General features: G+C 62.0%; 19 protein-coding genes. 10 read left to right on the top strand and 9 right to left on the bottom strand.

Features of this window, described 5'->3' with window-relative positions:
• Window positions 1–19 precede the first annotated feature (19 nt).
• Together AC1DWZ_RS10200 and AC1DWZ_RS10195 are read left to right on the top strand one after the other, a co-directional pair.
• Window positions 20–1,174, top strand: coding sequence for a substrate-binding domain-containing protein (locus tag AC1DWZ_RS10200; RefSeq protein WP_477168777.1), 1,155 nt, complete (start codon window positions 20–22; stop codon window positions 1,172–1,174).
• A 126-nt stretch (window positions 1,175–1,300) separates the two neighbouring features.
• Window positions 1,301–2,149, top strand: coding sequence for a lysophospholipid acyltransferase family protein (locus tag AC1DWZ_RS10195; RefSeq protein WP_477168776.1), 849 nt, complete (start codon window positions 1,301–1,303; stop codon window positions 2,147–2,149).
• On the opposite strand, the gene AC1DWZ_RS10190 is transcribed toward AC1DWZ_RS10195, so the two are convergent.
• The 7 genes from AC1DWZ_RS10190 to recA all read right to left on the bottom strand — a co-directional run bounded on the left by AC1DWZ_RS10190 (window position 2,146) and on the right by recA (window position 11,452).
• On the bottom strand, window positions 2,146–3,420 hold the full coding sequence (locus tag AC1DWZ_RS10190) for an NAD(P)/FAD-dependent oxidoreductase (RefSeq protein ID WP_477169493.1): 1,275 nt from the start codon (window positions 3,418–3,420) through the stop codon (window positions 2,146–2,148). The genes AC1DWZ_RS10195 and AC1DWZ_RS10190 overlap by 4 nt on opposite strands.
• A gap of 14 nt (window positions 3,421–3,434) precedes the next feature.
• Window positions 3,435–4,373 (bottom strand): 3-hydroxyacyl-CoA dehydrogenase family protein, encoded by a 939-nt coding sequence (locus AC1DWZ_RS10185; RefSeq protein ID WP_477168775.1) that lies wholly within the window; start codon window positions 4,371–4,373, stop codon window positions 3,435–3,437.
• A 68-nt stretch (window positions 4,374–4,441) separates the two neighbouring features.
• Window positions 4,442–6,616 (bottom strand): methyl-accepting chemotaxis protein, encoded by a 2,175-nt coding sequence (locus AC1DWZ_RS10180; protein WP_477168774.1) that lies wholly within the window; start codon window positions 6,614–6,616, stop codon window positions 4,442–4,444.
• Window positions 6,617–6,703: 87 nt separating this feature from the next.
• Window positions 6,704–7,798 carry a PDC sensor domain-containing protein gene (locus AC1DWZ_RS10175; RefSeq protein ID WP_477168773.1) on the bottom strand — a complete coding sequence of 365 codons (1,095 nt, stop codon included), beginning with the start codon at window positions 7,796–7,798 and terminating at the stop codon, window positions 6,704–6,706.
• 177 nt (window positions 7,799–7,975) lie between these two features.
• Entirely contained in the window at window positions 7,976–9,352 is a 1,377-nt protein-coding gene (locus AC1DWZ_RS10170; protein ID WP_477168772.1) for a hypothetical protein, read from the bottom strand.
• 34 nt (window positions 9,353–9,386) lie between these two features.
• Window positions 9,387–10,055: a molybdenum cofactor guanylyltransferase MobA gene (gene mobA / locus AC1DWZ_RS10165; protein ID WP_477168771.1), complete on the bottom strand. Its 669-nt coding sequence runs from the start codon at window positions 10,053–10,055 to the stop codon at window positions 9,387–9,389.
• Window positions 10,056–10,363: 308 nt separating this feature from the next.
• A complete protein-coding gene (gene recA, locus AC1DWZ_RS10160; protein ID WP_477168770.1) occupies window positions 10,364–11,452 on the bottom strand; it encodes a recombinase RecA in 1,089 nt (362 codons plus the stop codon).
• A gap of 384 nt (window positions 11,453–11,836) precedes the next feature.
• Between recA and efp the strand changes: the two genes are divergently transcribed.
• The 6 genes from efp (at window position 11,837) to AC1DWZ_RS10130 (ending at window position 17,902) form a co-directional block, all read left to right on the top strand.
• A complete protein-coding gene (efp, locus tag AC1DWZ_RS10155) occupies window positions 11,837–12,403 on the top strand; it encodes an elongation factor P (protein ID WP_477168769.1) in 567 nt (188 codons plus the stop codon).
• An 8-nt stretch (window positions 12,404–12,411) separates the two neighbouring features.
• Window positions 12,412–13,200 carry an inositol monophosphatase family protein gene (locus tag AC1DWZ_RS10150; RefSeq protein WP_477168768.1) on the top strand — a complete coding sequence of 263 codons (789 nt, stop codon included), beginning with the start codon at window positions 12,412–12,414 and terminating at the stop codon, window positions 13,198–13,200.
• 143 nt (window positions 13,201–13,343) lie between these two features.
• Complete coding sequence (locus tag AC1DWZ_RS10145; protein WP_477168767.1) at window positions 13,344–14,654, top strand: OmpA family protein; 1,311 nt, start codon at window positions 13,344–13,346, stop codon at window positions 14,652–14,654.
• A 51-nt stretch (window positions 14,655–14,705) separates the two neighbouring features.
• The gene (locus tag AC1DWZ_RS10140) at window positions 14,706–15,812 is read left to right on the top strand and encodes a flagellar motor protein MotA (protein WP_477168766.1); all 1,107 of its coding nucleotides are present in this window, start codon (window positions 14,706–14,708) and stop codon (window positions 15,810–15,812) included.
• 3 nt (window positions 15,813–15,815) lie between these two features.
• On the top strand, window positions 15,816–16,958 hold the full coding sequence (locus tag AC1DWZ_RS10135) for a peptidoglycan -binding protein (RefSeq protein WP_477168765.1): 1,143 nt from the start codon (window positions 15,816–15,818) through the stop codon (window positions 16,956–16,958).
• Window positions 16,959–17,053: 95 nt separating this feature from the next.
• Complete coding sequence (locus AC1DWZ_RS10130; RefSeq protein WP_477168764.1) at window positions 17,054–17,902, top strand: transporter substrate-binding domain-containing protein; 849 nt, start codon at window positions 17,054–17,056, stop codon at window positions 17,900–17,902.
• Between the two features lie 51 nt (window positions 17,903–17,953).
• Here AC1DWZ_RS10130 and AC1DWZ_RS10125 read toward each other — a convergent pair whose 3' ends face one another.
• On the bottom strand, window positions 17,954–18,964 hold the full coding sequence (locus tag AC1DWZ_RS10125) for a GNAT family N-acetyltransferase (RefSeq protein WP_477168763.1): 1,011 nt from the start codon (window positions 18,962–18,964) through the stop codon (window positions 17,954–17,956).
• A gap of 434 nt (window positions 18,965–19,398) precedes the next feature.
• Here AC1DWZ_RS10125 and AC1DWZ_RS10120 point away from each other — a divergent pair, with 434 nt between their 5' ends.
• A complete protein-coding gene (locus tag AC1DWZ_RS10120) occupies window positions 19,399–20,445 on the top strand; it encodes a DMT family transporter (protein WP_477168762.1) in 1,047 nt (348 codons plus the stop codon).
• A gap of 34 nt (window positions 20,446–20,479) precedes the next feature.
• Here AC1DWZ_RS10120 and AC1DWZ_RS10115 read toward each other — a convergent pair whose 3' ends face one another.
• On the bottom strand, window positions 20,480–21,052 hold the full coding sequence (locus tag AC1DWZ_RS10115) for a hypothetical protein (RefSeq protein ID WP_477168761.1): 573 nt from the start codon (window positions 21,050–21,052) through the stop codon (window positions 20,480–20,482).
• A gap of 540 nt (window positions 21,053–21,592) precedes the next feature.
• Here AC1DWZ_RS10115 and AC1DWZ_RS10110 point away from each other — a divergent pair.
• On the top strand, window positions 21,593–22,324 hold the full coding sequence (locus AC1DWZ_RS10110) for a PAS domain-containing protein (RefSeq protein ID WP_477168760.1): 732 nt from the start codon (window positions 21,593–21,595) through the stop codon (window positions 22,322–22,324).
• Window positions 22,325–22,340 lie beyond the last annotated feature (16 nt).

Raw genomic sequence — 22,340 nt, 5'->3', positions numbered from 1 at the left:
TCATCAACGGAGGATACCCATGAAATTTGTTTCGAGATCCAGGTTGCTGCTGACCACGGTCTTGGCGGTCGGCTCACTCGCCGCTTTTTCAACTGCGAGCAATGCACAAACGCCGGACACCTGCGTGAAGGGCGTCGATCTGGCGACGCTCGGCCCGAAATCCATCATCGGCCAGGGGCCACATGGCGAACAGGCGGCATCGCCCGATACGCTGACGCTGACCGACGAAGAGGCGGCCAAGGTCAAGGCCGGCAATTTCAAGGTCGGCATTTCCATGCAAACGGTCAACCTCGACTGGTCGCAGCTACAGGTGCAGGGCATCACCGATACGCTTAACAAATATGGCGTCACGGTCACCGGCGTCGCCTCGGCCGAGTACCAGGTAGACAAGCAGATCGCCGATATCGAGAACACGATCCAGCAGCATCCGGACGGCATCATCTCGATCCCCGTCGATTTCACGGCGACCGCACCGACATATAAGAAAGTCTCGCAGGCCGGTATCAAGCTCGTCTTCATGGACAGCGTTGCGACAGGCCTCAAATACCCGGAGGAATATTCCTCGATGATCTCGGCCGACAGTCAGGGCAACGGCCAGATTGCGGCACAGATCCTCGCTTCCTGCATTCCGCAGGATGGCACGATCGGCCTCGTTCATTTCGGCGTCGATTACTTCAGCACGAATGAGCGGACCAGGGGTGTCCGTGATTGGATGGCGAAGAACCGGCCGGACATCAAGATGAAACAGGTCGACTTCACCGATCCCTCCAAGGTGTCGCAGATCGCCGGCGACTTCCTGACGGCCAATCCAGATGTCAAAGGCGTTTATGCGGTATGGGACCAGCCGGCCTTGGATACGCTGTCGTCGATGCGCGCCCAGGGCGTCGATATCCCTGTGACCACGGTCGATCTTGGCCTTCAGTCGGCGATTGAAATCGCCAAGGGTGGCCCGCTGAAGGCAACCGGATCACAACGGCCTTACGATCAGGGTGTCGCCGAAGCGATGGCGATGATGAATGCCTTGATCGGCAAGACACCACCGGCCTGGATCGGCGTGCAGTCGCTGCCCGTGGTTCAATCGAACGTTCTTGAGTCATTCAAGACGGTCTTCAAGAAGGACCCGCCGGCCGAGCTTCTCGACGCCTGCAAGAGTGCGGCACCGGCCTGCAACTAAAATCCATCGTGATCGACCCGGCGTGGAGGCATCTTCCGCGATGCCTCCACGCTTTCGCCTCTTACTGTCTTCAAACTTTCATGCACTTGCGACGCCATGGCAATCTCCGCGGCGCATGAAGGCCGGATGACCGGCCTCAGCCTCACCTATGCCAGCACCTACGATACGCCGCTTGCGCGCCTTTCCATCCGCGCCATCGAAATATTGAGTGGTCAGCTGCGCCTGAAGCGGCTCTACGACCTCTATCAAGCGGAAATGAGCGGCCAGGCCGAGTTCTGGGACGCCGCCCTGCGGCTGCTGCAGTTGCGGGTGGATTACGATGCGGCCAAACTGGCGCGCCTGCCGGCGACCGGCCCGCTGGTGATCATCGCCAATCATCCTTTCGGTCTCGTCGATGGATTGTTGATCGGCCATCTCGCCAACCGCGTCCGCGACGATTTCAAAGTTCTCACTAATGCGCGGCTCTATCCGCCCGATGCCGCGATCCAGCGCTATATCCTACCCATCGATTTCGATCCCAGCGCGGAAGCCAAGGCGACGACGCTGAAAACCCGCATCCTCGCACGGCGGCATTTGTCCGAGGGTGGTTGCCTCATCGTCTTTCCGGCCGGTGGCGTCGCCACCACGCCGACACCCTTTGCCCGCCAGGCGGTCGATCTCGACTGGAAGCCGTTCACGGCACGGCTCATCCACGCCACGCGGGCCGATGTCGTGCCGATGTTCTTCCACGGCCAGAACAGCCGCCTCTTCCAGATCGCCAGTCATATCAGCATGACAGCGCGCCTTGCCTTATTGCTGCATGAAGTTGCCAACAAGATCGGCAGCGAGTTCCGCATCTCGATCGGCGATGTCATTCCCTATGGGTTGATCGAGCCGCTGCGGGACCCCCATGAACTCAGCCGCCATCTGCGGCAGCGCACGGAATGGCTCGGCAATCCGGCAGCGCGTCCAGGATATAGTGGTATCATCGCCTAGGCCGCGTGGCGTTTGCCTTCCTTGAGATCGTAATAGCGCATCATCCAGGGCACGAACCAATTATTACCCTGATAGAACGGTACCGTCTTGAACGGCTGGTCGGCAAAAACCGATTTGACCGAGCTCGGAGCCAGAATGCGCTGCGCCAGCAGCCGCCCGAAATGCGAGCCCATCGGCAGGCCGGCGAAGCAATAGCCGACAGCGTAGTGAATGCCCTCATGGGTTCCCAGATGCGGCAGCAGATCGAAGGTCGCTGCACACCGGCCGGTCCAGCTGTGCGAAACGCCGACGTCTTTGAGATCCGGGAACACAGCGCGCAACTCCGCGGACAAGCGCTTGCCCATCGTCACCGGATCGCTCCGCTCCCCGGTCTTGCCGCAATAGAGAATACGGTTGTCATCGGGCGCGCGCCGGATCGCGTCGATGTTCATATAGCTGTCGATATAGGTGCGGTCCTTGGGCAGCAACTGGTCGATGAGGCCGGCTGGCAACGTGTCCGTCGCCATCTGCCAGGCATCGAAAGGGATGAGCCGCCGCTGCAGCCAGGGCAGCAAGCCATCGGTATAGCCATTGGTGGCGAGAATGACATCGCGCGCTTCGATCGTGCCGCGCGCCGTCTCAACCTCGAAACCCTGCGCCTGCCGCACAAGCTTGCTCACGCGGGTGAAAGGATGGAGCACCACACCCTGCGCCAAGGCCGCGCGCACCAGCCCCTGATGATAAAGCCCCGGATGGATCGAGGCGAGATCTGGCAGCACGACCCCGCCGCGATAACGTGGGCTGCCGATCTCTCGCGGCAGCGATGCCTTGTCCAACATCTCGAAGGGCGACCCCAGATGCAGCTGCCGCAACTCATATTCACGAGCGAGATCGTCATATTGACGCATCGTCTCCGCCACCACCAAGCGTCCACGCACGCGAAACGCACAATCGATGCCATACTCAGCCACCGTGTCGGCGACCGCACGAAAGGCCGTCTGCATTTCCTGGTAGGTGGCAATGGCATGCGGCAGGCCCTTGGCCTTCACCAGATCACCGAAGGAATATTTGAGCGTGCGGCCGACGAAGCCGGAATTGCGGCTGGACGCCCCCGACCCGATGGCACCGGTGTCGAACACTGCCACCGATCGGCCGGCTTGCGTCAACTTCAGGGCGGCAATGAGCCCGGTATAGCCGGACCCGACGATGGCGACATCGATCTTCTGCGGCACATCGTGCGGGCCAATCTCGGGGCGCGGGGCGGCCTCCCACCAATAGGGGTCTATCTTCATCACAGGATCGTCTCTTACAATTTGTCGCGATCGGCTTTGAGCCAGCGGAACAGTTCCGTCATGCGCCGGGCACGCAGCGCCGCCGGATCGCGCTTGCCCCAATCATAGATGCCAGGCATCCCGCCATCCCTGATATCAGTAGGGGCCTTGACCTGCGCTGCCACCTTGGCCGGCGCCTGCGATGCGGTGCTGAGATCCGGGATCAGCGAGTTGCCGAAATTCACCATGGTGGCAAGTCCACCAATGTCGGCCGATTCAATCGGTCCGGTGATACCGATGCGCCGGCCAAACGACGCACGTACCACGGCATCGATCGCCTCGGCCGAGGCAATGCCGTCGGCCCACAGCGCCCATGCCTCGCGCAGCAGGGCGAATTGCAGCCGGTTGCCGATAAAGCCCTTCACTTCCTTCTCGATCACCACCGGCTCCTTGCCGGTGCCGCGGATGAGCGCCACCGTCCGCGCCAGCACATCGGGCGCGCAGAATGGGCCGCCGCAAATCTCCACCAGCGGTATCAGCTGCGGCGGATACCAGAAATGCGTCGCAATAACCCGATCGCGATGTTTCACATTTTCCAGAAGCGCACTGGCCGGCTGGCCGCTCGATGAGGCGAGGATCGTCGCAGGCGCGCACTGCGCATCCAGTTCACCGAAGATTTTGAGCTTCAGCGGCAAATCCTCGGTCACCGCCTCGATCACCAGATCGGCGCCTGCTGCGTCTTTGAGATCGGTGCTGAGCACCACCCGCGCCGGAACAGAATTGGCTGCATTGGCCGTGAGCAGGCCATGGCTGACGAATTCAGCAAGGCTCGCCTGCATTTTCATGATAGCGGCGTCGAGGCTGACGCGGCTGCGCCCGATCATCACCACTGGATGCCCAGCGCTGGCGAACACCTGCGCCACGCCATGGCCAATGATTCCATTGCCGATGACGGCAATCTTCTCCTGCCCCATGTCCAGCCTCCCCCAGAACGTCAGGGTCGGAGGCTAGGATAGGTGGCGTATCCCGGTCGAGGGGAATCTTAACTCGCGCGCACTTCTGCGATGAAGCTCTCAACCTCACGGTTGAGGGATTTCGCCTGTTCGGCCATCATCTCGGCGGCACTGAGCACGCCCGATGCAGTATCGCGGGCCGAGCGCACGGCGGTTTCGACGCCATTGATGTTCTGCCGGACGGATTGCGTGCCGCCCGAGGCCGCCTGGGCGTTGCTGGAAATCTCGCGCGTGGCGGCGGATTGTTCCTCGACGGCGGCAGCGATCGAGCTCGATATCTCGTCGATCCGCTCGATCGTGCTGGTAACGACCGCCATCGCCTTGGCGACACCGTCGGTCGAGCTTTGGATCGCCTGGATTTCGACCGAGATCCCTTCCGTGGCCTTGGTGGTCTGGCTGGCCAGCGCCTTCACCTCGTTGGCGACGACGGCAAACCCCTTGCCGGCCTCCCCGGCCCGCGCCGCTTCAATGGTGGCGTTGAGCGCCAGCAGATTGGTCTGTTCTGCAATGGCGGTGATGAGCTTCACGACCTCGCCGATCCGTTCCGAGACCACGACCAGATTCTTCATCGTCTCATTGGCCTTGCCGATCTCGCCCACCGCTGTACGGGCGACATCGGAGGAACTGGCCACCTGCCGGCTGATCTCACTGATCGAGGCGGAAAGTTCCTCGGCTGCCGCAGCCACCGCATCGACACTGCCCGAGGCATTGTCGGTGGCACCCGACGCATCGCCGATCTTTTGCGTGGCATTCTCTGCCACATCCGACATGGATTTGGCGTGAGTCTGCAATTGCTGGGCGGATTTGGTGACGCTGTCGACCACGGTCTTGACCGAGCGCTCGAAACCATCGGCAAGCTTCTGCATCGATGCACGCTTTTCGACCTCGGCCCGTTCGGCGGCCTTCTGTTGCTCTTCTTCCAGGCGCAGCTTTTCCTGCTGGCCCAGCTTCAGCACCTCGACCGAACGCGCAAGCTCGCCGATCTCGTCGCCGCGTTCGGCACCCTTCACCTCGGCACTGAAATTGCCTTGCGCCACATCGCTGGTGACCTTTGCCAGCGCCACGATGGGCTTGGCAATACGGCTGCCGACCCAGGCAAAGATGATCGCGCCCAGGAGCAAAGCAATGCCGACGATGGCGACGATCGTATAGATCAGTTCATTGGCTTCCTTCAGCACGGTCGCGACCGGCACTTCGATTACCAGCGTCCAGATCTCCGCCGGTCCACGGAAGCTGACCGGGGCGAACACGACAAAATGTTCGCCTGTCGCGTCGATCTGTAACACCGGCTCGCTCGACTTGGCCGCGAGGAAGGCGTCATACATGGGCTTGAGATCCGCTTCCGGCGCGAAGGCTGCATCCTTGTCCATGGCGATGGTCTGGCCAATACGTGTCGGATCGGGATTGGCGGCCCAGATGCCGTTGTCGCTCAGCATGAGAACGCGACCATCACCCATCGGCTTGATGGCATCCAGCGTTTCGGTCACCTTTGTGAGAGGCAGATCGATGGTGGCGATGCCAAAGCCTTTGCCGCCGGCCATCATCGGCACGCTCAACGTCGACATCAGTACGTTGGCGCCTTCCACCGGATAGATATAGGGCGGGGTCAGCATCGTGTGCCCGGCCTTCAGAGGGGTGAGATACCAGCCTTCAATGCCGGCCTCGACCGTCATCACCAACGGCACAATGGCAACGCCCTTATTGGAAGTGTTGTAGTAATAGGGCACAAACCGGCCATCCACATCCTGCTCCGGCGGCACACCTTGCTCTGAATCGACATAAAACGGCACAAAGGCGCCGCTCTCATCGACAGCGGGCGCCTTGCCTTTGAAGGCTGTATCATCGTCATAGCCGTTGGGCTCAAACGCCACCGTGGCACCGACGAATTCAGGATGCGCCCGGATGATCGGCACGACCAGCCCTTTGATGGCGCCGCGCGGCAGGCCACTCATCTTGCCGCCTTCGATGGTGCGGCCGAGGGTTTCGGCAACGTCGACAGCCGGCTGGATGAAGCCGGTCACCTGCCGCGCCGTGCTCGTGGCAATAGCGCTAAGATTGGCGGCGGCGTCGCGCTTGGCCTGGCTGTAGGCCATCCATCCCGCAGCACCGCCCGCGCCAGCGATGCCGACCAGTAAGACAGCAATGCCTGAGAGCATGACTCGCGCACGCAATCCTATACGCCCCGATTTCGAACCCGCCGCCATGATCTCTCTCCAGAAGATTTCAGCAGGTACGATGAGAGAATAGGCTTAATTCGACATTAATATGATATATCAGCCCGCATTAATCTTTTAGCGACGCTGTACGGTTGATGTCGACCGTCGCTTTTGCGCAACGACAGATGATCGTGCACGCGTATGTTGCCGCCGAGCGGCCAGCCGGCTCCTGTCAAGGCTCATCGCCAAGGCCACGCCAAGCATGAAAGCCGCGATGGCGATGGCAAGCGGCATCAACACGGCCCGCCCAATGCCTTGGTCCGCCTGTTCAAAGGGGATGCGGAAGAACAGGGTCCAGGTCTCCGGCACGCCGGCAAACTTGACGGGCACCAGCACATATTCGATGGCCGTCCCTTTGGGATGATAGCGATAGAACGTGGTTTGAGCGCCCGACCGATAGCCCTGATAGGCGTTGGCGGCCAGGACGTTTCCAAGGGGATCGGTAAACGCCGGGCGTGGCTGCAGCAGGTCCCGGCCGATATTCTCGTTGTCCGGATGGACAATCCAGATCTCGGCTGCACTCAGCAAGGCAACCTCGCCCGTCCCACCCGGTACCAGGGAGCGCACCCTGTTCACGAAATCCGGCAATCTGATATCCACCGTGGTGACACCGAAGGCCCTGCCCTCTGCCAGCAAGGGAACGCTGACAGTCGTCATCAGCGTGTCGATTCCGTGGATCGGGTAGGTATAAGGCGTCTCAAGTCGCGCACGCTTGTTGTGCAAGGGTTCGAGATACCAGCCGGCGATCCCGGACTGGATCGTCATGACGAGGTGATCGATCCCCACAGGAGCTTCGCCGTTATTGTAGTAGTAGGCGACGAAGCGCCCTTCTTCATTCTGCTCGGGTGCCACGCCGGCAAACTTCGCGTCCTTGCCATCATAGCCATTTGGTTCGAAGACCACGGCAACGCCGAAATGTTCCGGGCGCCGCTGCAAGCGCGGCACGGCGAGCCTACGAATCTTGTCGCGTCCGACGCCGTCAGCACGCGCCTTTTCGATCGCGATCGCCAGTTCCAGCGTCGTGCTGATTGCCGGCTGAATGAAATCCACGACCTGTTGCGCAGCAAGCTCGGCCTCCACCTGCAAGGCCCGTGCCTTCTCTGCCTCCTTTGCCTCCGCCGCGCGCTGCGCAAATAGAGCGGCGATACCGCCCAGGCAGAAGATGGCCACTACCAGGATCAGGCACAGCGTAGATGTATATGAGGTCCCGCGCGTCTGGTTCCGCCGCCTTTTGATCACCGATACCACTTGCTGCCGACTCCCGCGGAGGTTGCAGCGCGCAGGTTAGCATGGAGAAGCTGCGCAGCGTCAATGCTGCGGCAGGCAGGCTGGTTGGCTGGCAATTCTTCAGAGATCGAGCTGATGACTGTCGCCGGAGAATTCGCACATGCCGCCGGGAGCGCCGGATTCATCCTGCGAATTGTGCCACATGCTGGGCAGGAACAGCGGTTTGTTCTTCTGGATCGGCGCGCTCGACACCAGGCGCAGCTGTTTGCCCCCCGCCGCCTGCGAATAGACCACACCAAGACCATAGACCGTGGCGCCGTCATCGTCCCAAGTGACACGCAGCACGGTGACGTCGCGCCCCTGTTCGTCCTTGCCCGGCCAGGTCGTGACCTTGGGCAACGCTTCTGGCTTGCCGGCACCAGCATTGACCTTGCCATCGAGGCCGACGCCGATCTGCATATAGCCGCGCTCCGGACCCTGGGCGGCATCGCCGTCGAACAATTCACCTTCGGCCGCCGTCCAGATTTCCACATGCGGTGCCTTGATCCAGGAGAGGCCAGCGGCCGCCTTTTGCGCCGCTGCCGCCAGAGGATCGCGCACCTGGATCAGCAGTGACTTCGAGCTTTCGCCGATAATTCGGACTTCCGCGGCATCCTCGGCCGCGGCGGGCTTCCCGAAGATGATGAAGCCATTGCTGCCATCGCTCCGGAGACTGAGGCCGCAGGTACCCAGCGTGGTACCGTCGGCCAAGGGTGAGGCATCGACATCGAACGGCACCGGAACTGGATAGGCGGCAACGACATCGGGTGCGGGCTGCGGCTGCAGGGGCTTGGACAGATCCGCGTCGACCGCCGGGCAGCCGATCTCAGCATCGGTCCAATCCGCCCGGGGTGCCGGTGCATAGGCGCGCGCGGCCAGGGTCCTGCGATCGACGACCGTCAGTTCGCCGGTGTTGGGGGCGGCATTGTGATAGGAGCAGTCGGTCTCGCTGATCAGCGCCAAGGGCCACAGCTGGAAGGTCGTGGCGGCGCTCCAGCGCCAGGCGGAGCCGCCGGATTGCGTGTGCGTGAGCTGGTTGTCGGCGATGGTGATCTCGTCATAGCCCATCATCGCCGAGCCATAGCCGTCATTGCACAGCGGCAGCAGCTTCACCGGTCGCGCCGTACCGGCCAGCACCCAGATCTCGCGCCCGCCATCCATCTTGTCCATGGTCTCCAGCGCCGCCTCGGTCGAGCGGCAGCCTTCCTGCGGGAAATAGTTGGGGATGTCCTGGAGACCCAGCACGATATCGGCAACGCGCAGTGGCACCCCATCCAGCCCTTTGCCGGCATCGGTGACGGTTATGATCTGGCAGGTCGGCCGGCCCGCGCAGATGATCTTCTTTTCCTCGGCGCTGAGATCGGCGGCACGGGCAGCGACGCTCGGTGCCGCGATGGCGACAAGCAGCAGTACTGCAATCCGAGGGAAGCGTGCGATAGGCATTAGAGCATGGGTCACGTTTGGCATCCTGCGGGGATAAAAAGGTGGAGGCTCAAGACTGTTTTAGTTTTGCCCAGAGATTTTCGGCAACCGCGATATCTTCGGGCGTGTTGGCGTTGAAGAATGGGTCGACCGCGCCGCCGGGAAGGTTCACCACGCCGGGGAAATTTACTGCGACCGTGCGATGGCGGTCACAGAAGCGCTCGACCTTGCGCAGGTTTTCGATCAGCAGCGCATGGCGCAGATCCTCACGCAGGGCCAGCGGCCACAGGCCGATCACCGGATGGCTGCGCCCATGGCTGGCAGCGATGGCGATGGCAGCACCGTCTTTCAGCGCCGCGTGCAGGCGTGCCACCAGATCCGTGGGCAGGAAGGGACAATCGGTCGAGACACTCAGCACATGATGGGTGGCTGGCAGATGCACGGCCGCCCAATCGAGGCCCGTGAGAATGCCGGCAAGCGGCCCAGGCTGGCCGCCGACCTCGTCCGCCACGACGGCCAAACCATAGGCGGCAAAGCGCGTGGGATCTCCGTTGGCGTTCAGCACCAGCTGCGTCACCTGCGGCCGCACGCGCTCGATCACGTGATTAAGGATCGGCCGCCCAGCCAGCAGCCGCAGACATTTGTCACCGCCGCCCATACGCGACGCGCGCCCACCGGCCAGCAGGATGGCCGGGATGGGGGGGCTGTGAAGCGCGGATGGCGGCAGGGTATTGGGCATGATGCACGAGCGTAGCATGCGGAAACGCTGACATGCATCTGGGGAACATCGGCCCGCCGCGCCAAGTTGCATACCCGTCATGCCCAGCGAAGGCCGGACACCCACGAGTTTGCTGATACAAAACCCAACTCTTGGATGCTCGCAGCAAGGGCGGGCATGACGATCGGTGTCAGGGTGTCGAGCCGGTCGCAGCAGATCTCATAAACGACGAAGCGCGCCGGCCCAGGGGGATACCCGGGACCGGCGCGCTTGCCGGAGAGAGACCTTGGCAGCGCAGCCCTTACGAGGGCCACGCCGCGATATCAAAATTACGCGTCTGAATCGTCCACCTTGTCGCCACCGCTGGCGTCCATCATGGCGCCGGCGACGAGGCCTGCATTGGCGCGAATCTTCTGTTCGATTTCCTTCGCCATGGCCTGATTGTCGCGCAGGAAGGTCTTGGCATTTTCACGGCCCTGGCCGATACGTTGGCCGCTATAGGAGAACCAGGCGCCGGACTTCTCGACCACGCTCGCGGCAACACCAAGGTCGATGAGTTCGCCCATCTTGGAGATGCCTTCGCCGTACATGATGTCGAATTCCACCACCCGGAAGGGCGGGGCCAACTTGTTCTTGACCACCTTCACCTTGGTCTGGTTGCCGACCACGGTTTCCTTGTCCTTGATGGCACCGATGCGGCGGATATCGAGGCGGACCGAGGCGTAGAATTTCAAGGCGTTGCCGCCGGTGGTGGTTTCCGGGTTGCCGAACATGACGCCGATCTTCATGCGGATCTGGTTGATGAAGATAACCATGGTCTTCGAGCGGCTGATCGAACCGGTGAGCTTGCGCAGGGCCTGGCTCATCAGGCGGGCATGGAGACCGACATGGCTGTCGCCCATCTCGCCTTCCAGTTCCGCCCGCGGCACCAGGGCGGCGACCGAGTCAACCACCAGAATGTCGATGGCGCCGGACCGCACCAGCGTATCGGTGATTTCGAGCGCCTGCTCGCCGGCATCCGGCTGCGAGATCAGCAGATCGCCGACATTGACGCCAAGCTTGGTGGCATATGAGGGGTCGAGCGCGTGTTCCGCATCGATATAAGCGCAGGTACCACCGGCCTTCTGGGCCTCGGCGCAGACCTGCAGCGCCAGCGTGGTCTTGCCCGAGCTTTCCGGACCATAGATTTCGACGATGCGCCCGCGCGGCAGGCCACCGATGCCCAGGGCGATGTCCAGCCCCAGCGAACCCGTTGAAACGACTTCAGTTTCCACCGCCTGTTCGCTGCTGCCCAGGCGCATGATCGAGCCTTTGCCGAAGGCGCGTTCGATCTGCGACAGCGCGGCGTCCAGTGCCTTGTTCTTATCCATGTTGTCCTTAGTGTCCCTGTCCGTAATACGCACGACGTTCTGCGACATAAGCGTCTCTCCCACCTTAGATCACAGCACCGGAGCAGTGACAAATCGGCGCCGAATGACGACCAATGTACAGTCTTTGTTCCGCTTGTAAAGACTTTAGATCGAAAAGAGAACGATTGCAGATTTTTTGTTCTTTTCCAGCTAGATATGGTGTCCATGAGCGAAGAACAACCACAACAGGCTGCGCGACTCCGATGACCAGGCCGGCGCCCACCAGGGCGCACGAATCGGCCAGCTCTCATTAAGAGTGTCTTGATAATAAACAGCACGTCTTGGCTGCCGATCCGCAGCACCCGCCCATCCGCCGGTTTACTATCCAGGGCCCACCTGCTAGAAACCGCCCGCTTTTCCAGACAACATTTCAAGACTGATCAGGTTGACGCCATGAAGATCAACGGCAATGCCATTCGCCCCGGCAACATCATCGAACATCAGGGCCGCCTCTGGCGCGCGGTGAAGACGCAGCATGTGAAGCCGGGCAAGGGCGGTGCCTTCCTGCAGGTCGAGCTGAAGGACATCCGCGACGGGACCAAGCTCAACGAGCGCTTCCGCTCCTCGGACACCGTCGACCGCGTGCGCCTCGACGAGCATGAGTACCAGTTCCTGTTCTCGTCCGGCGAAGACTACACCTTCATGGACAATACCAGCTTCGAGCAGCTGACCGTGAATGGCGACCTGATCGGCGAGCCGGTGGTCTACCTCACCGAAGGCATGGTGGTGACGGTGGAAAGCTACGAAGGCTCCCCCATCTCGGTGACGCTGCCCGAAACCGTGGTCTGCCTCATTACCGAGGCCGATGCCGTGGTGAAGGGCCAGACCGCCTCCTCTTCCTACAAGCCGGCCGTGCTCGAGAACGGTGTCCGCGTGCTCGTGCCGCCGCATGTCGGCGCAGGAACCAAGATCGTCGTCCGCACCGCGGATTCCGAGTACATGGAACGGTCGAAGGATTAAGCCCTGCCATGGCGATGCGTTCTGCCCTGATCAATGTGATGTGCAAGGCTGCCGACAAGGCCGCCCGTGGTCTCCGCCGTGATTTCGGCGAGGTCGAGCAGTTGCAGGTCTCGCAGAAGGGCCCGGCGGATTTCGTCAGCAATGCCGATCACAAATCCGAACGCACCATCAAGGAAGAGCTGAAGAAGGCCCGCCCGAATTTCGGCTTCCTGATGGAAGAGAGCGGCGAGGAAGTAGGCCCCGATCCGGAGAGCCGCTGGATCGTCGACCCTCTCGACGGCACCACCAACTTCCTCCACGGCATCCCGCATTTCTGCATCTCGATCGCGCTCGAGGTAAAGGGCGAGATCACGGCCGGCGTGGTCTTCGATCCGATCAAGGACGAGCTGTTCTATGCCGAGAAGGGTGCCGGCGCCTTCCTGAACGACCGCCGCATCCGCGTCTCCGGCCGCAAGAATCTGAACGAGAGCGTGGTGGCGACAGGCATCCCGTTCCGCGGCCATGGCCATATCGAACGCTTCCAGAAGCAGATGGACAAGGCCATGCGTGAGACCGCCGGCGTCCGCCGCTTCGGTGCCGCTGCACTCGACCTCGCTTATGTCGCCTGCGGCCGCTACGAAGGCTTCTGGGAAGAGTTCCTCTCGCCCTGGGACATCGCGGCCGGCATCCTGCTGGTCAAGGAAGCTGGCGGCTATGTCAGCGACCTCAAGGGCAAGCCCCCGGTCCTGGCCAATGGCGAGATTCTCGCCACCAACAACACGCTCCATGCCCCGATCCAGAACCTGATCGGCCATTAACGGCCGGGCTGCTACGTCCGAGTCTCCCCATCTTGCCCCTAATACTTAAGCCGGCTCATGAAAGGGCGGGTTGTAGGGACAAATTCGGATCGGTTATAGTCCAGGCCGAATTGCACCCCATCTTTTGAGACTGGCAGGCGGATATGAGCAAGCGGGCAAAGACGGTCGGCGGACGTAAGACCACCCTTTTGGCGAGATCGCTGTTGGCCGGCATGGCCCTCGCTGCCCCTCTCTATCTGGCGCCGGGCGCCGAGGCTCAGCAGGCCTACTATTTCCCCCAGGCGAATTCTGCGCCGGTCAGCGTCAATTACGGCGCCCTCACGCCCTACGCGGCCCCGGCCCCCAATGGCATCCAGGGCGGCTTCCAGCCCTATGGCTACGTCCCGAGTGCCCGGGTGAGTGCGTCGCCGAAATCCGTCTTTACACCCGCAGGCGTCCCGGTCTACGGCGCCCCGGCTGCAGCCTATGGCCAGCCGGTGCCGGTCTATGGCTATGCCGCGGCACCCAGCAACACCCCCTTCGTGGCGCCCTATGCCAATCCGGCCTTCGCCCCGGGCCTTGCTGCCAACGGCGCGCTGCCGATCAGCACACCGACATCCGCCTCACCGCTGAGCTATTTGAATGTCCCGGGTGCACAGCCGGTCTCGCTGAAGAATCCGGGCGACGCCACCACGACCAAAAAGAAGAAGAAAAAGAAGAAGGCCGCTGCACCCGCCGCGATGCCGGCCTCGACGCCGACCGCGACCGAAGAAGGCGCGGCAGCCCAGGTCGCCGCCGCGGAAGCTGCCCTCGAAACCGGCCCCGCACCGGCAGCGCCCGCTGTCGAAACGCCAGTTGCACCCGCGACCCCGCCAGCGCCGGCTGCCGAACCGGCCGCTGCCGCCGAGCCGGTGCCCGCACCGACTGCCCCGGCCGAACCCACTGAAGTGCCGGCAAGTGTGCCCTCACCGGCCGCCAACGCCACGGCCTCTGTTGCCGCGGCAGCGCCCGCTGCTGAAGCGCCTGCTGCCGACGCGGCACCTGCCGCCGATGCCCCCGCCGCTGAAGCACCGGCAGCAGATGCCCCGGCCGCTGATCAGGTCGCCAGTGCCGAGGCCCCGGCCGAAACCACGCCGGACGCCAGCGGCACGGCCGCGCTGCCCACCGGCGGCACCCGCATCGTCTTCGACGGCGCCACCGACGAACTGCCGCAGGGCGCCACCGGCGACCTCGACGGCATTGCTGCCAAGATGCTCAGCGACGAAACCATGAAGGTCCAGGTCCTGGCCTATAGCAGCGGCACCCCGGATGCCGAGAGCCAGGCCCGCCGCAAGGCGCTCGCCCGTGGTCTCGAAGTCCGCAAATATCTGATCGGCAAGGGCGTTCGCTCAAACCGCATCGATGTGCGCGCACTCGGCACCAAATCCGAAGGCAGCCCCGCCGACCGCGTCGATATCGTCCCCACGGCGGGCTGAGAGCGGCATGCACATCGCCAGCCCGGTCGCAATTTTGAGAACGGTGTCTGAATGAGTCGCCCGATCTGGCAATTGCTCTGGATGCTGGTGGCGCTGCTTGCCGCCATCTTCATTACAGTTTTGCTGTGGGACCCGATCTCGGTCGCCTACTCCCATAACCCGATCCTGAACACCGGCATCCTCGCGGTGTTGCTGCTCGGCATTCTTTTCACCATCTGGCAGGTGCTGCGGCTCTACAGCGATATCGGCTGGATCGAGGACTACCGTACCGGCGGTTTTTCGCAGAGCTACACCCAGCCCCGCCTGCTGGCACCGATGGCGGCAATGCTCAAGGACAAGACCGGGCGCCTTCATCTCAACGCGAGCTCCCTCCGTTCGCTCCTCGACGGCATCCAGTCGCGCCTCGATGATAGCCGCGAGATCAGCCGTTACGTGACCTCCTTGCTGATCTTCTTGGGGTTGCTGGGGACGTTCTGGGGCCTCTTGGGCACCGTAAAGGGCGTCTCCGACGCGATCACCAACCTGCAGATCAGCGGCGGACAAGACCCGACGCTGATGTTCGACACGCTGAAGCAGAGCCTCGCCAAGCCCTTGGGCGGCATGGGCATCGCGTTCTCGTCGTCGCTGTTCGGCCTCGCCGGCTCGCTCATCATCGGCTTCATGGAATTGATGGCGAGCCAGGCCCAGAACCGCTTTTTCAACGAGCTCGAAGACTGGCTCTCCGGCCAGACCCGCCTCACCTCCGCCGGGAGCGGTGCCTTTGCCGACTCCGGCGACCAGCCTATCCCGGCCTACATCCAGGCGCTGCTCGAACAGACCGCCGAGAGCCTTAACGAATTGCAGCGCGTCATGCAGCGCGGCGAAGAAGGTCGTGGTGCATCCAGCCAAGGCTTCAAGCAATTGGCCGATCAGTTGGCCGTCATGAACGACCAGCTCCGCAACCAGCAGCAGGTGACGGCGCGCCTTGCCGACCTCGCTGCTAATGGCGGCTTCGGCATCGATGCCAACAGCCGCAACCATCTCCGCAATCTCGATGCGCACCTCACGCGCCTCTCCGAGGAGCTTGCCCAGGGCCGCAATCAGTCGGTCCAGGACATCCGCGGTGAGATCAAGCTCCTGGCCCGCACCATCGCCGCCGCCGCCAGCAACGAGCGCTAGCTCATGAGCCGCCGCCGCGCACGCCCGATGGAAGCCTGGCCCGGCTATGTCGATGTGTTGTCGACCCTGCTCATGGTCATCGTCTTCGTACTGATGGTCTTCGTCATCGCACAGATGTTCCTGAGCCAGGCACTCTCCGGCCGCGACGATGCACTGGCCAAGTTGAATGCCCAGATCAGCGAGATCGCCAGTATGCTGGCGATGGAAAAGAAGACCGCTGAGGATCTCAAAGATCAGCTCTCACAGATGTCGGGGGAACTTGCGAGTGCGACCGCCGAGCGCGATGAGACGAAGAACCAGCTCAATGTGGTGATCGGCGAGCGCGACGCCGCCAACCGGCAGGCAGCCCTCAGTGCCGATCAGGCGAAGAAACTGGCCGACGCCTACCAGACCATTGATGCCGACCGCGCGCGCATCACTGCCCTCCTCTCCGACATCGCCGCTCTCGAGAGTCTCAAGGATGACCTCCAGCAGAAGATCCTGGGGTCGGATGCCGAGAAGAAGAAGATCACCGACGAGGCGCAGCTCCAGGTCGAGCTTTTGAACAAACAAATGCTGGCGCTCCGCGAGGAACTTGGGCGCATCACCGCCGCCCTCGACGCCTCGGAGCTGAAGGCCAAGGATCAGGAAGTCCAGATCGTCGATCTCGGCAACCGGCTGAACGCGGCGCTTGCCTCCAAGGTCGAGGAACTGGCGCGCTACCGCTCGGAATTCTTTGGCCGCCTGCGCGAAGTGCTGGGCGACCGGCAAGACATCCGCATCGTCGGCGACCGTTTCGTGTTTCAGTCGGAAGTGCTGTTCGACAGCGGTTCGGCGGTGCTGGGCGATGCCGGCAAGTCGCAGCTCGACGATCTCGCAACGACCCTCATCCTCCTCTCGATGGATATCCCGAAGGATCTCGATTGGGTCCTGAGGATCGATGGCCACACCGACAAGCGGCCGATCGCCACCGCGCAATTCCCCTCGAACTGGGAACTCTCGACCGCCCGTGCTGGCGCGGTCGCCAAATACCTCATCAGCCGGGGCCTGCCGGCCGATCGCATGGTCATCGCCGGCTACGCCGAATTCCGCCCCCTCGACCCCGCCGACAACGACGCCGCCTACAACAAAAACCGCCGCATCGAATTCAAACTCGATCAGCGGTAGGCGCCTTCCTCTCTAGGGCTGTGATTGTGCGGTTCAATTCGTCCTGAAATTGTGTAGCTTGAGCCCCTCGAATCTCGCTCTGGGGGCTCGTCTAGATGAAGCAAATTTCAGGACTGGCATTGGCAATGCTGATTGGTCTGACCGCATGCCAAAGCCACCAAGCACCAAGTGCCGCAGTGAAGCCAGCGGCAAAGCCAGTCGTGCAATCTGCAGCGAAGTCAGCGCCGCGCAACGCTATCCGCATTGCAGTGGAGGGCAACTACCCGCCGTTTAGCTTTGCCGACTCGGCCGGCAAGCTGACCGGATTTGATGTCGACACTGCGCGCGCACTGTGTCGCCAGCTGAAGTTGCAATGCGAAATAATTCAGGTGCCATTCGAGGCATTCATTTCTCGCCTACAGGCCCGCGACTACGATGCAATCGTTTCATCAATGGAAATGACGGACGCCCGCCGCAAGCAGGTTTCTTTTTCCGACCCCTATTATCAGGTCCCGGTCTGCCTCGCCGGTCGCAAAGGCCTACCTGTCCGGACGGGCAGTGATGGATATGTCACGCCAGAGTCGTTGGCCGGCCTCCGCATCGCAGTATCAGATTCCACGCGCGCAGACAAATTCGCACACAAAACGTTTCCCGACGCGACGGTGATTTCTCAACCCAGCAGCGAAGATATGGCTTCAGCTCTTGCGAGTGGCGAGGTCGATCTGATTTTTGAGGATCGACAGCTCATGCAGTACGAGATTGGGGACCGACTTGGCACTGACTATCAAATATACGGCGCGGGTTATTTGGGCGAGACCATCAGCTTTGCGGCTGGCATAGCGGTCCGCATGGATGACGACGCGTTGCGCAAGGACATCAACGCAGCGCTACAGAAAATTCGCGCGGACGGTACATTCCGTCAGATCGCAACGACGTACTTTTCTTTTCCGGCGTTTGCGGAATAGGTTGCACATATTCTTCTCACTTCAGAATGAGGGAAGGAAATGTACGCCCGCTTACGCGACCGCGGCTTCGACATAGTGGTGGAAGGTGTTGCGCTGGTCAGAGGGCGCGGACGGTGCGGGCGCTGCCAGATTGCGACGGTCGCCGGCGCGGCGGTCGCCTGCCCGGCGATCCTGGGCGCGGCGATCTTCGGCCCGCCGATCATCTGCACGTCGGTCGCTGAAGCGCTGGTCCTGGCCGATCTCGTCGGAAGCGCGGCGGTTCTCCCCTCGCCGATCCAGCGACCGCCGGTCATTGTTACGGCGGTCACCCGCGCGCCTGTCGGTGGCCCGCCCGTCAGCAGCCCTGCGGTCGCCGCCACGCTGGTCGGCACCACGACGGTCACTGGCGCGACGATTGTCGACAGGCAATGCATCTCCCGATGACGCACCCGTCGGCAATGCACCTACCGGCAGCGGCACCTCGCGGCTCACGGATTGCAGCAGCTGTGCGCGCTGCATGACGTGAACCGGCAGTTCCGCCTCACAGGCGGTCAGCAGATGATGATTCTCGCGGGAATCGATAGCACCTGGCATCGGGTCCAGCGAGCCGAACACGCCGATACAGGTCGAGCCTGAGCATTCGATCGGCGCATCGCCGAACTTGTCGACGCGGCCGCCGCTGGCGGTCGCCACCCGGTCCCAGAATTGTTCGAGCCCCAGGACGGAATAACCGACGAAGCGCTTGTAGCCCTTCATGCGCGAGAGATTGAACCCGAAGGTTGCCAGCGCATAAGCCACGCCACGGTCGCCATAGCGACCCTTGCGGAAAGCCGGCAGGACCGCGAGGCGCTCCGGGATCACGAAATCGGCGAAGTACCGGAGGCGCATGGTCCCGGCCGGCTCGCCACCGACACGCGCAATGATGTGCGTGGCGCTGAAATCATTGCCGTCGAATTCTTCATCATGGCTGCAGCCGAATTCGCCAATGAAGACGGCCGAGCGGATTGCGTTCGCCTGCATCATGGCGCCCATGTCCCGGATGACCGAGACTTCAATCTGCGACCGACGTTCAATGAGCCCCATCACTTCCCCCAGAAAACCAACGCTGACAACCAGCGCCGTGGCACCCACCCCAGTGGATGTCACAATTAAATAGGAACAATATTGATCAAATTTTACAAGAATGAGATTAAACTAAATCCTAACAGAAATCGGGGAAAAGTCGTTAAAATTAGGAATGTGCGACCATCTCAACTTTTAATGGCACATACAGTCCTATAACTCACACGTTTTTCTCTTTTTCGGCGTGGCGCTTCACGGAAAATTTTCTGCCGAGTCTCATTCTAGGAGACGCCGTTCAGGGCCGGCACGCCAGAAAACCGTGTCGGCACGATATGATATTCAGGACCTCGCCCGTCCCGACGGCGATGTCCTGAACTGCAGAGGGTTAGCGGGTTTGCCGATTAGCATGGCCCCGGATTGCCGTTAATATGCTGTCTCATCAGAAGGTCGGGATCATGAATATCAGCGCCGTCTTTGCGGCGATCGGCGCGGCTGTCCTGTTCGGCCTCTCCACGCCGGCTGCCAAGATGCTTCTCGGATCCATGGACCCATGGATTCTCGCCGGGATCCTCTATGCCGGCGCCGGCGTCGGCCTGTCTCTCGTCTATGCCGCCCGCCGCGGTGCGCACCGGATGGCGGAGGCACAGCTCGCCCGGCACGAGCTGCCTTGGCTGGCTGCAGCGGTCTTTGCTGGCGGCGTGATAGGGCCGGTGCTGCTGCTCGTCGGGCTGACGCGTGTCGGGGCATCGGCGGCCTCCTTGCTGCTGACGATGGAAGGGGTCCTCACGGCACTCCTGGCCTGGTTTGTGTTTCGCGAGAATTTCGACCGCCGCATCGCCCTTGGCATGGCCAGCATCGTTGCTGGCGCCATCATCCTCAGCTGGCATCCGGCAGCAACGCTGCACGACCTTATCGGGCCAGCTGCCATTCTAGGCGCTTGCCTCGCCTGGGCACTCGACAACAACCTCACCCGCAAGGTCTCGCTCTCGGATCCCGTGCAGATCGCGATGATCAAGGGCTTGGTGGCGGGGCCGGTCAGCCTTGCCATCGGCTATGTCACGGGCGGCACGTTGCCGCCGCTCACCGCCATTGGCCTTGGCGCGGCCACCGGTTTCCTGGGCTATGGCGTGAGCCTGGTCTTGTTCGTGATCGCGTTGCGCCATCTGGGCACGGCGCGGACGGGTGCCTATTTTTCCATCGCACCGTTTATCGGCGCGCTGGTGGCGGTCCCTCTGTTGGGTGAGCCGGTTACCTTCCAGCTATTGGCCGCCGGCATCCTCATGGGGATCGGTGTCTGGCTGCATCTGAGCGAGCGGCACGAGCATGAGCATGTCCACGAAGAACTGGAACACGAGCATCGGCACAGGCATGATTCACATCATGATCATCAGCATGATGCGGAAGTTGAGCCGACCGTCGCCCACAGCCATTGGCACCGCCATGCGCCGCTAAAGCACGCGCACGCGCATATGCCCGACAGCCATCACCGCCATACGCATTGATCGGCGGGACCGCTCGCCCAGCTCAATCCGAGGCTCAATCCGGGTCCGCCATGCGGGTTAGGGTGATGCGCTCGGCGGTGAAGAGGTCGCGCCAATGAACGGCGAGATGCTCAGCCTCGGTCTCGCTGAGCTTCGCAAAACCGATCTCCTCGACCGCACCATCACTGGCTTTCTTCAAGGTTGCCTTGAAATCGCCCTTGGCGATCGCATCCTCGAAGGGCTTCGCCGCCGGCTTCCAGGCCAGCACGATGCGCTCCGGTGTGGCTTCCGCGACCACGAACAGCATCCAGGGCCGGTCGGCCTTGTCGCGGACGTCGAGGAACAGCTGCTCGCCCACACGGCGGAGATGCATTTCCATCGGCTCGCCCATGGCAGCACCGTCGGCGTCGGCGTCCCGGACCTCGAAGCTGCCTTGCGCCGGATCGACATCGCCGACATGGAAGAAGCCGGGCTCGTCGCCGTCACGCAAAGGTGCCGCCACCCAGGATCCGCTCCATTGACCGGCCGATACCGGCTCGGCCGTACCGATCAAATCGGGGTGCTGGACGAAGCAGGCGCCGAGGCTCAAGGCGACTGCCAGGCCAAGGGTTAGACCGATCGATCGCATGCTCAACGCTCCACAGATGTTGCGTGCACCAATGCACACCTGTCTTCCACTCTAATCGCCGGCACCTTGCCACGCTATGACGCGGCTCACACAACGCGCCGGAGCAACTTGTTGACGATCTTCGCAAAAATTCCTAAAAGCAACATCATTGTCGCTGTTCGGGACGTTGGCTCGCCAGCCGTTGAACCGACAATATATCGATACGGAAACACAGGTGAACGGCTCGTAGGTGCAGGCAGAAACTGTCTGATGGATCTTTCCTCGGCGACGTCGACATCCTGTCTGGATGTCGCCAGGCACCTATCATCTAGGCGATAAAGGTCGCAAAAAGGGAGCTCTCACGACAACTCTTATTCAAGGAGGGTTGCGGGGATGATGACCGAGTATGATTTCGACCCCTATCCCATTCGGCCCGAGCCGCGCCTCTGGTCGCTCTACGGTTATTGGCGCAGGAGAAGGTCGGTCGCTGAGCTATTTGGCACCGGGATAGAACGATCCCGAACTGCGCACGCAAGGCTTGGCCGATGGCGCAGGAACCTGATGCTGATCCGGTTCTATGATGACGTCACGACCTATGAGGTCGAGTGGGAAGGCGCCGGTCTGCGGCAATATTACGGCTCGGACCGGGCAGGACACGGCGTCGAGACGCTGACCGCTATGAAAGAACGGGATCTTCTCATCGGACAATATGGCGCCGTGCTGGCGTCGCGCCGACCAGCCTATTTTGAGTCTGCCTTCACCAACAGCGATGGTGTATTTGCACATCAAACCAAACTGATCCTGCCTTTGTCGACCGATCAGGAGCGCGTCGACCGTGTCCTAGTTGGTATCTATTTCCGCGGCATGAACAACATTGTCGATATCATCGGCAAGCTCAATGATCTTGCCGAAATACTTGCCTGTCCGATCGACGCGCCGTCGCGCATCACACGGCGTCTGGCCGCCATCGCGGCCAGACGCGATCATCTCAACGTGCAACTTCGCAACATCGAGAAACGCGCGGCCGCGCTGGGGCTGGCCCAGGTCGCGGCCAAGGTCAGGACGATCCTCTTCATCATCGCCGACATGCTTGTCCTGGAAGGCAGGATGGTCGAAGCCGGCCCGTCATGGCCGTGGGACGAGACGCTCGACGATCTCCATTCCTTGTTCGATTTCGGCCTATCCGACGTCATGCGCGCCGATCTTGCCGATGTCGGCGATGCCATGCTGCTGGCCAAGGCGGTTATCGCCCTTGAAGATTATCGGGACTCCCTCCTCGCAGTGGCGGTATGAGCCCCGCTCTCGGCAC

The organism is Dongia sp. P2_B8 (genome assembly GCF_056404715.1).
Note: the sequence above shows the minus strand (reverse complement) of the source record. Positions and strands in the feature narration are given on the sequence as shown.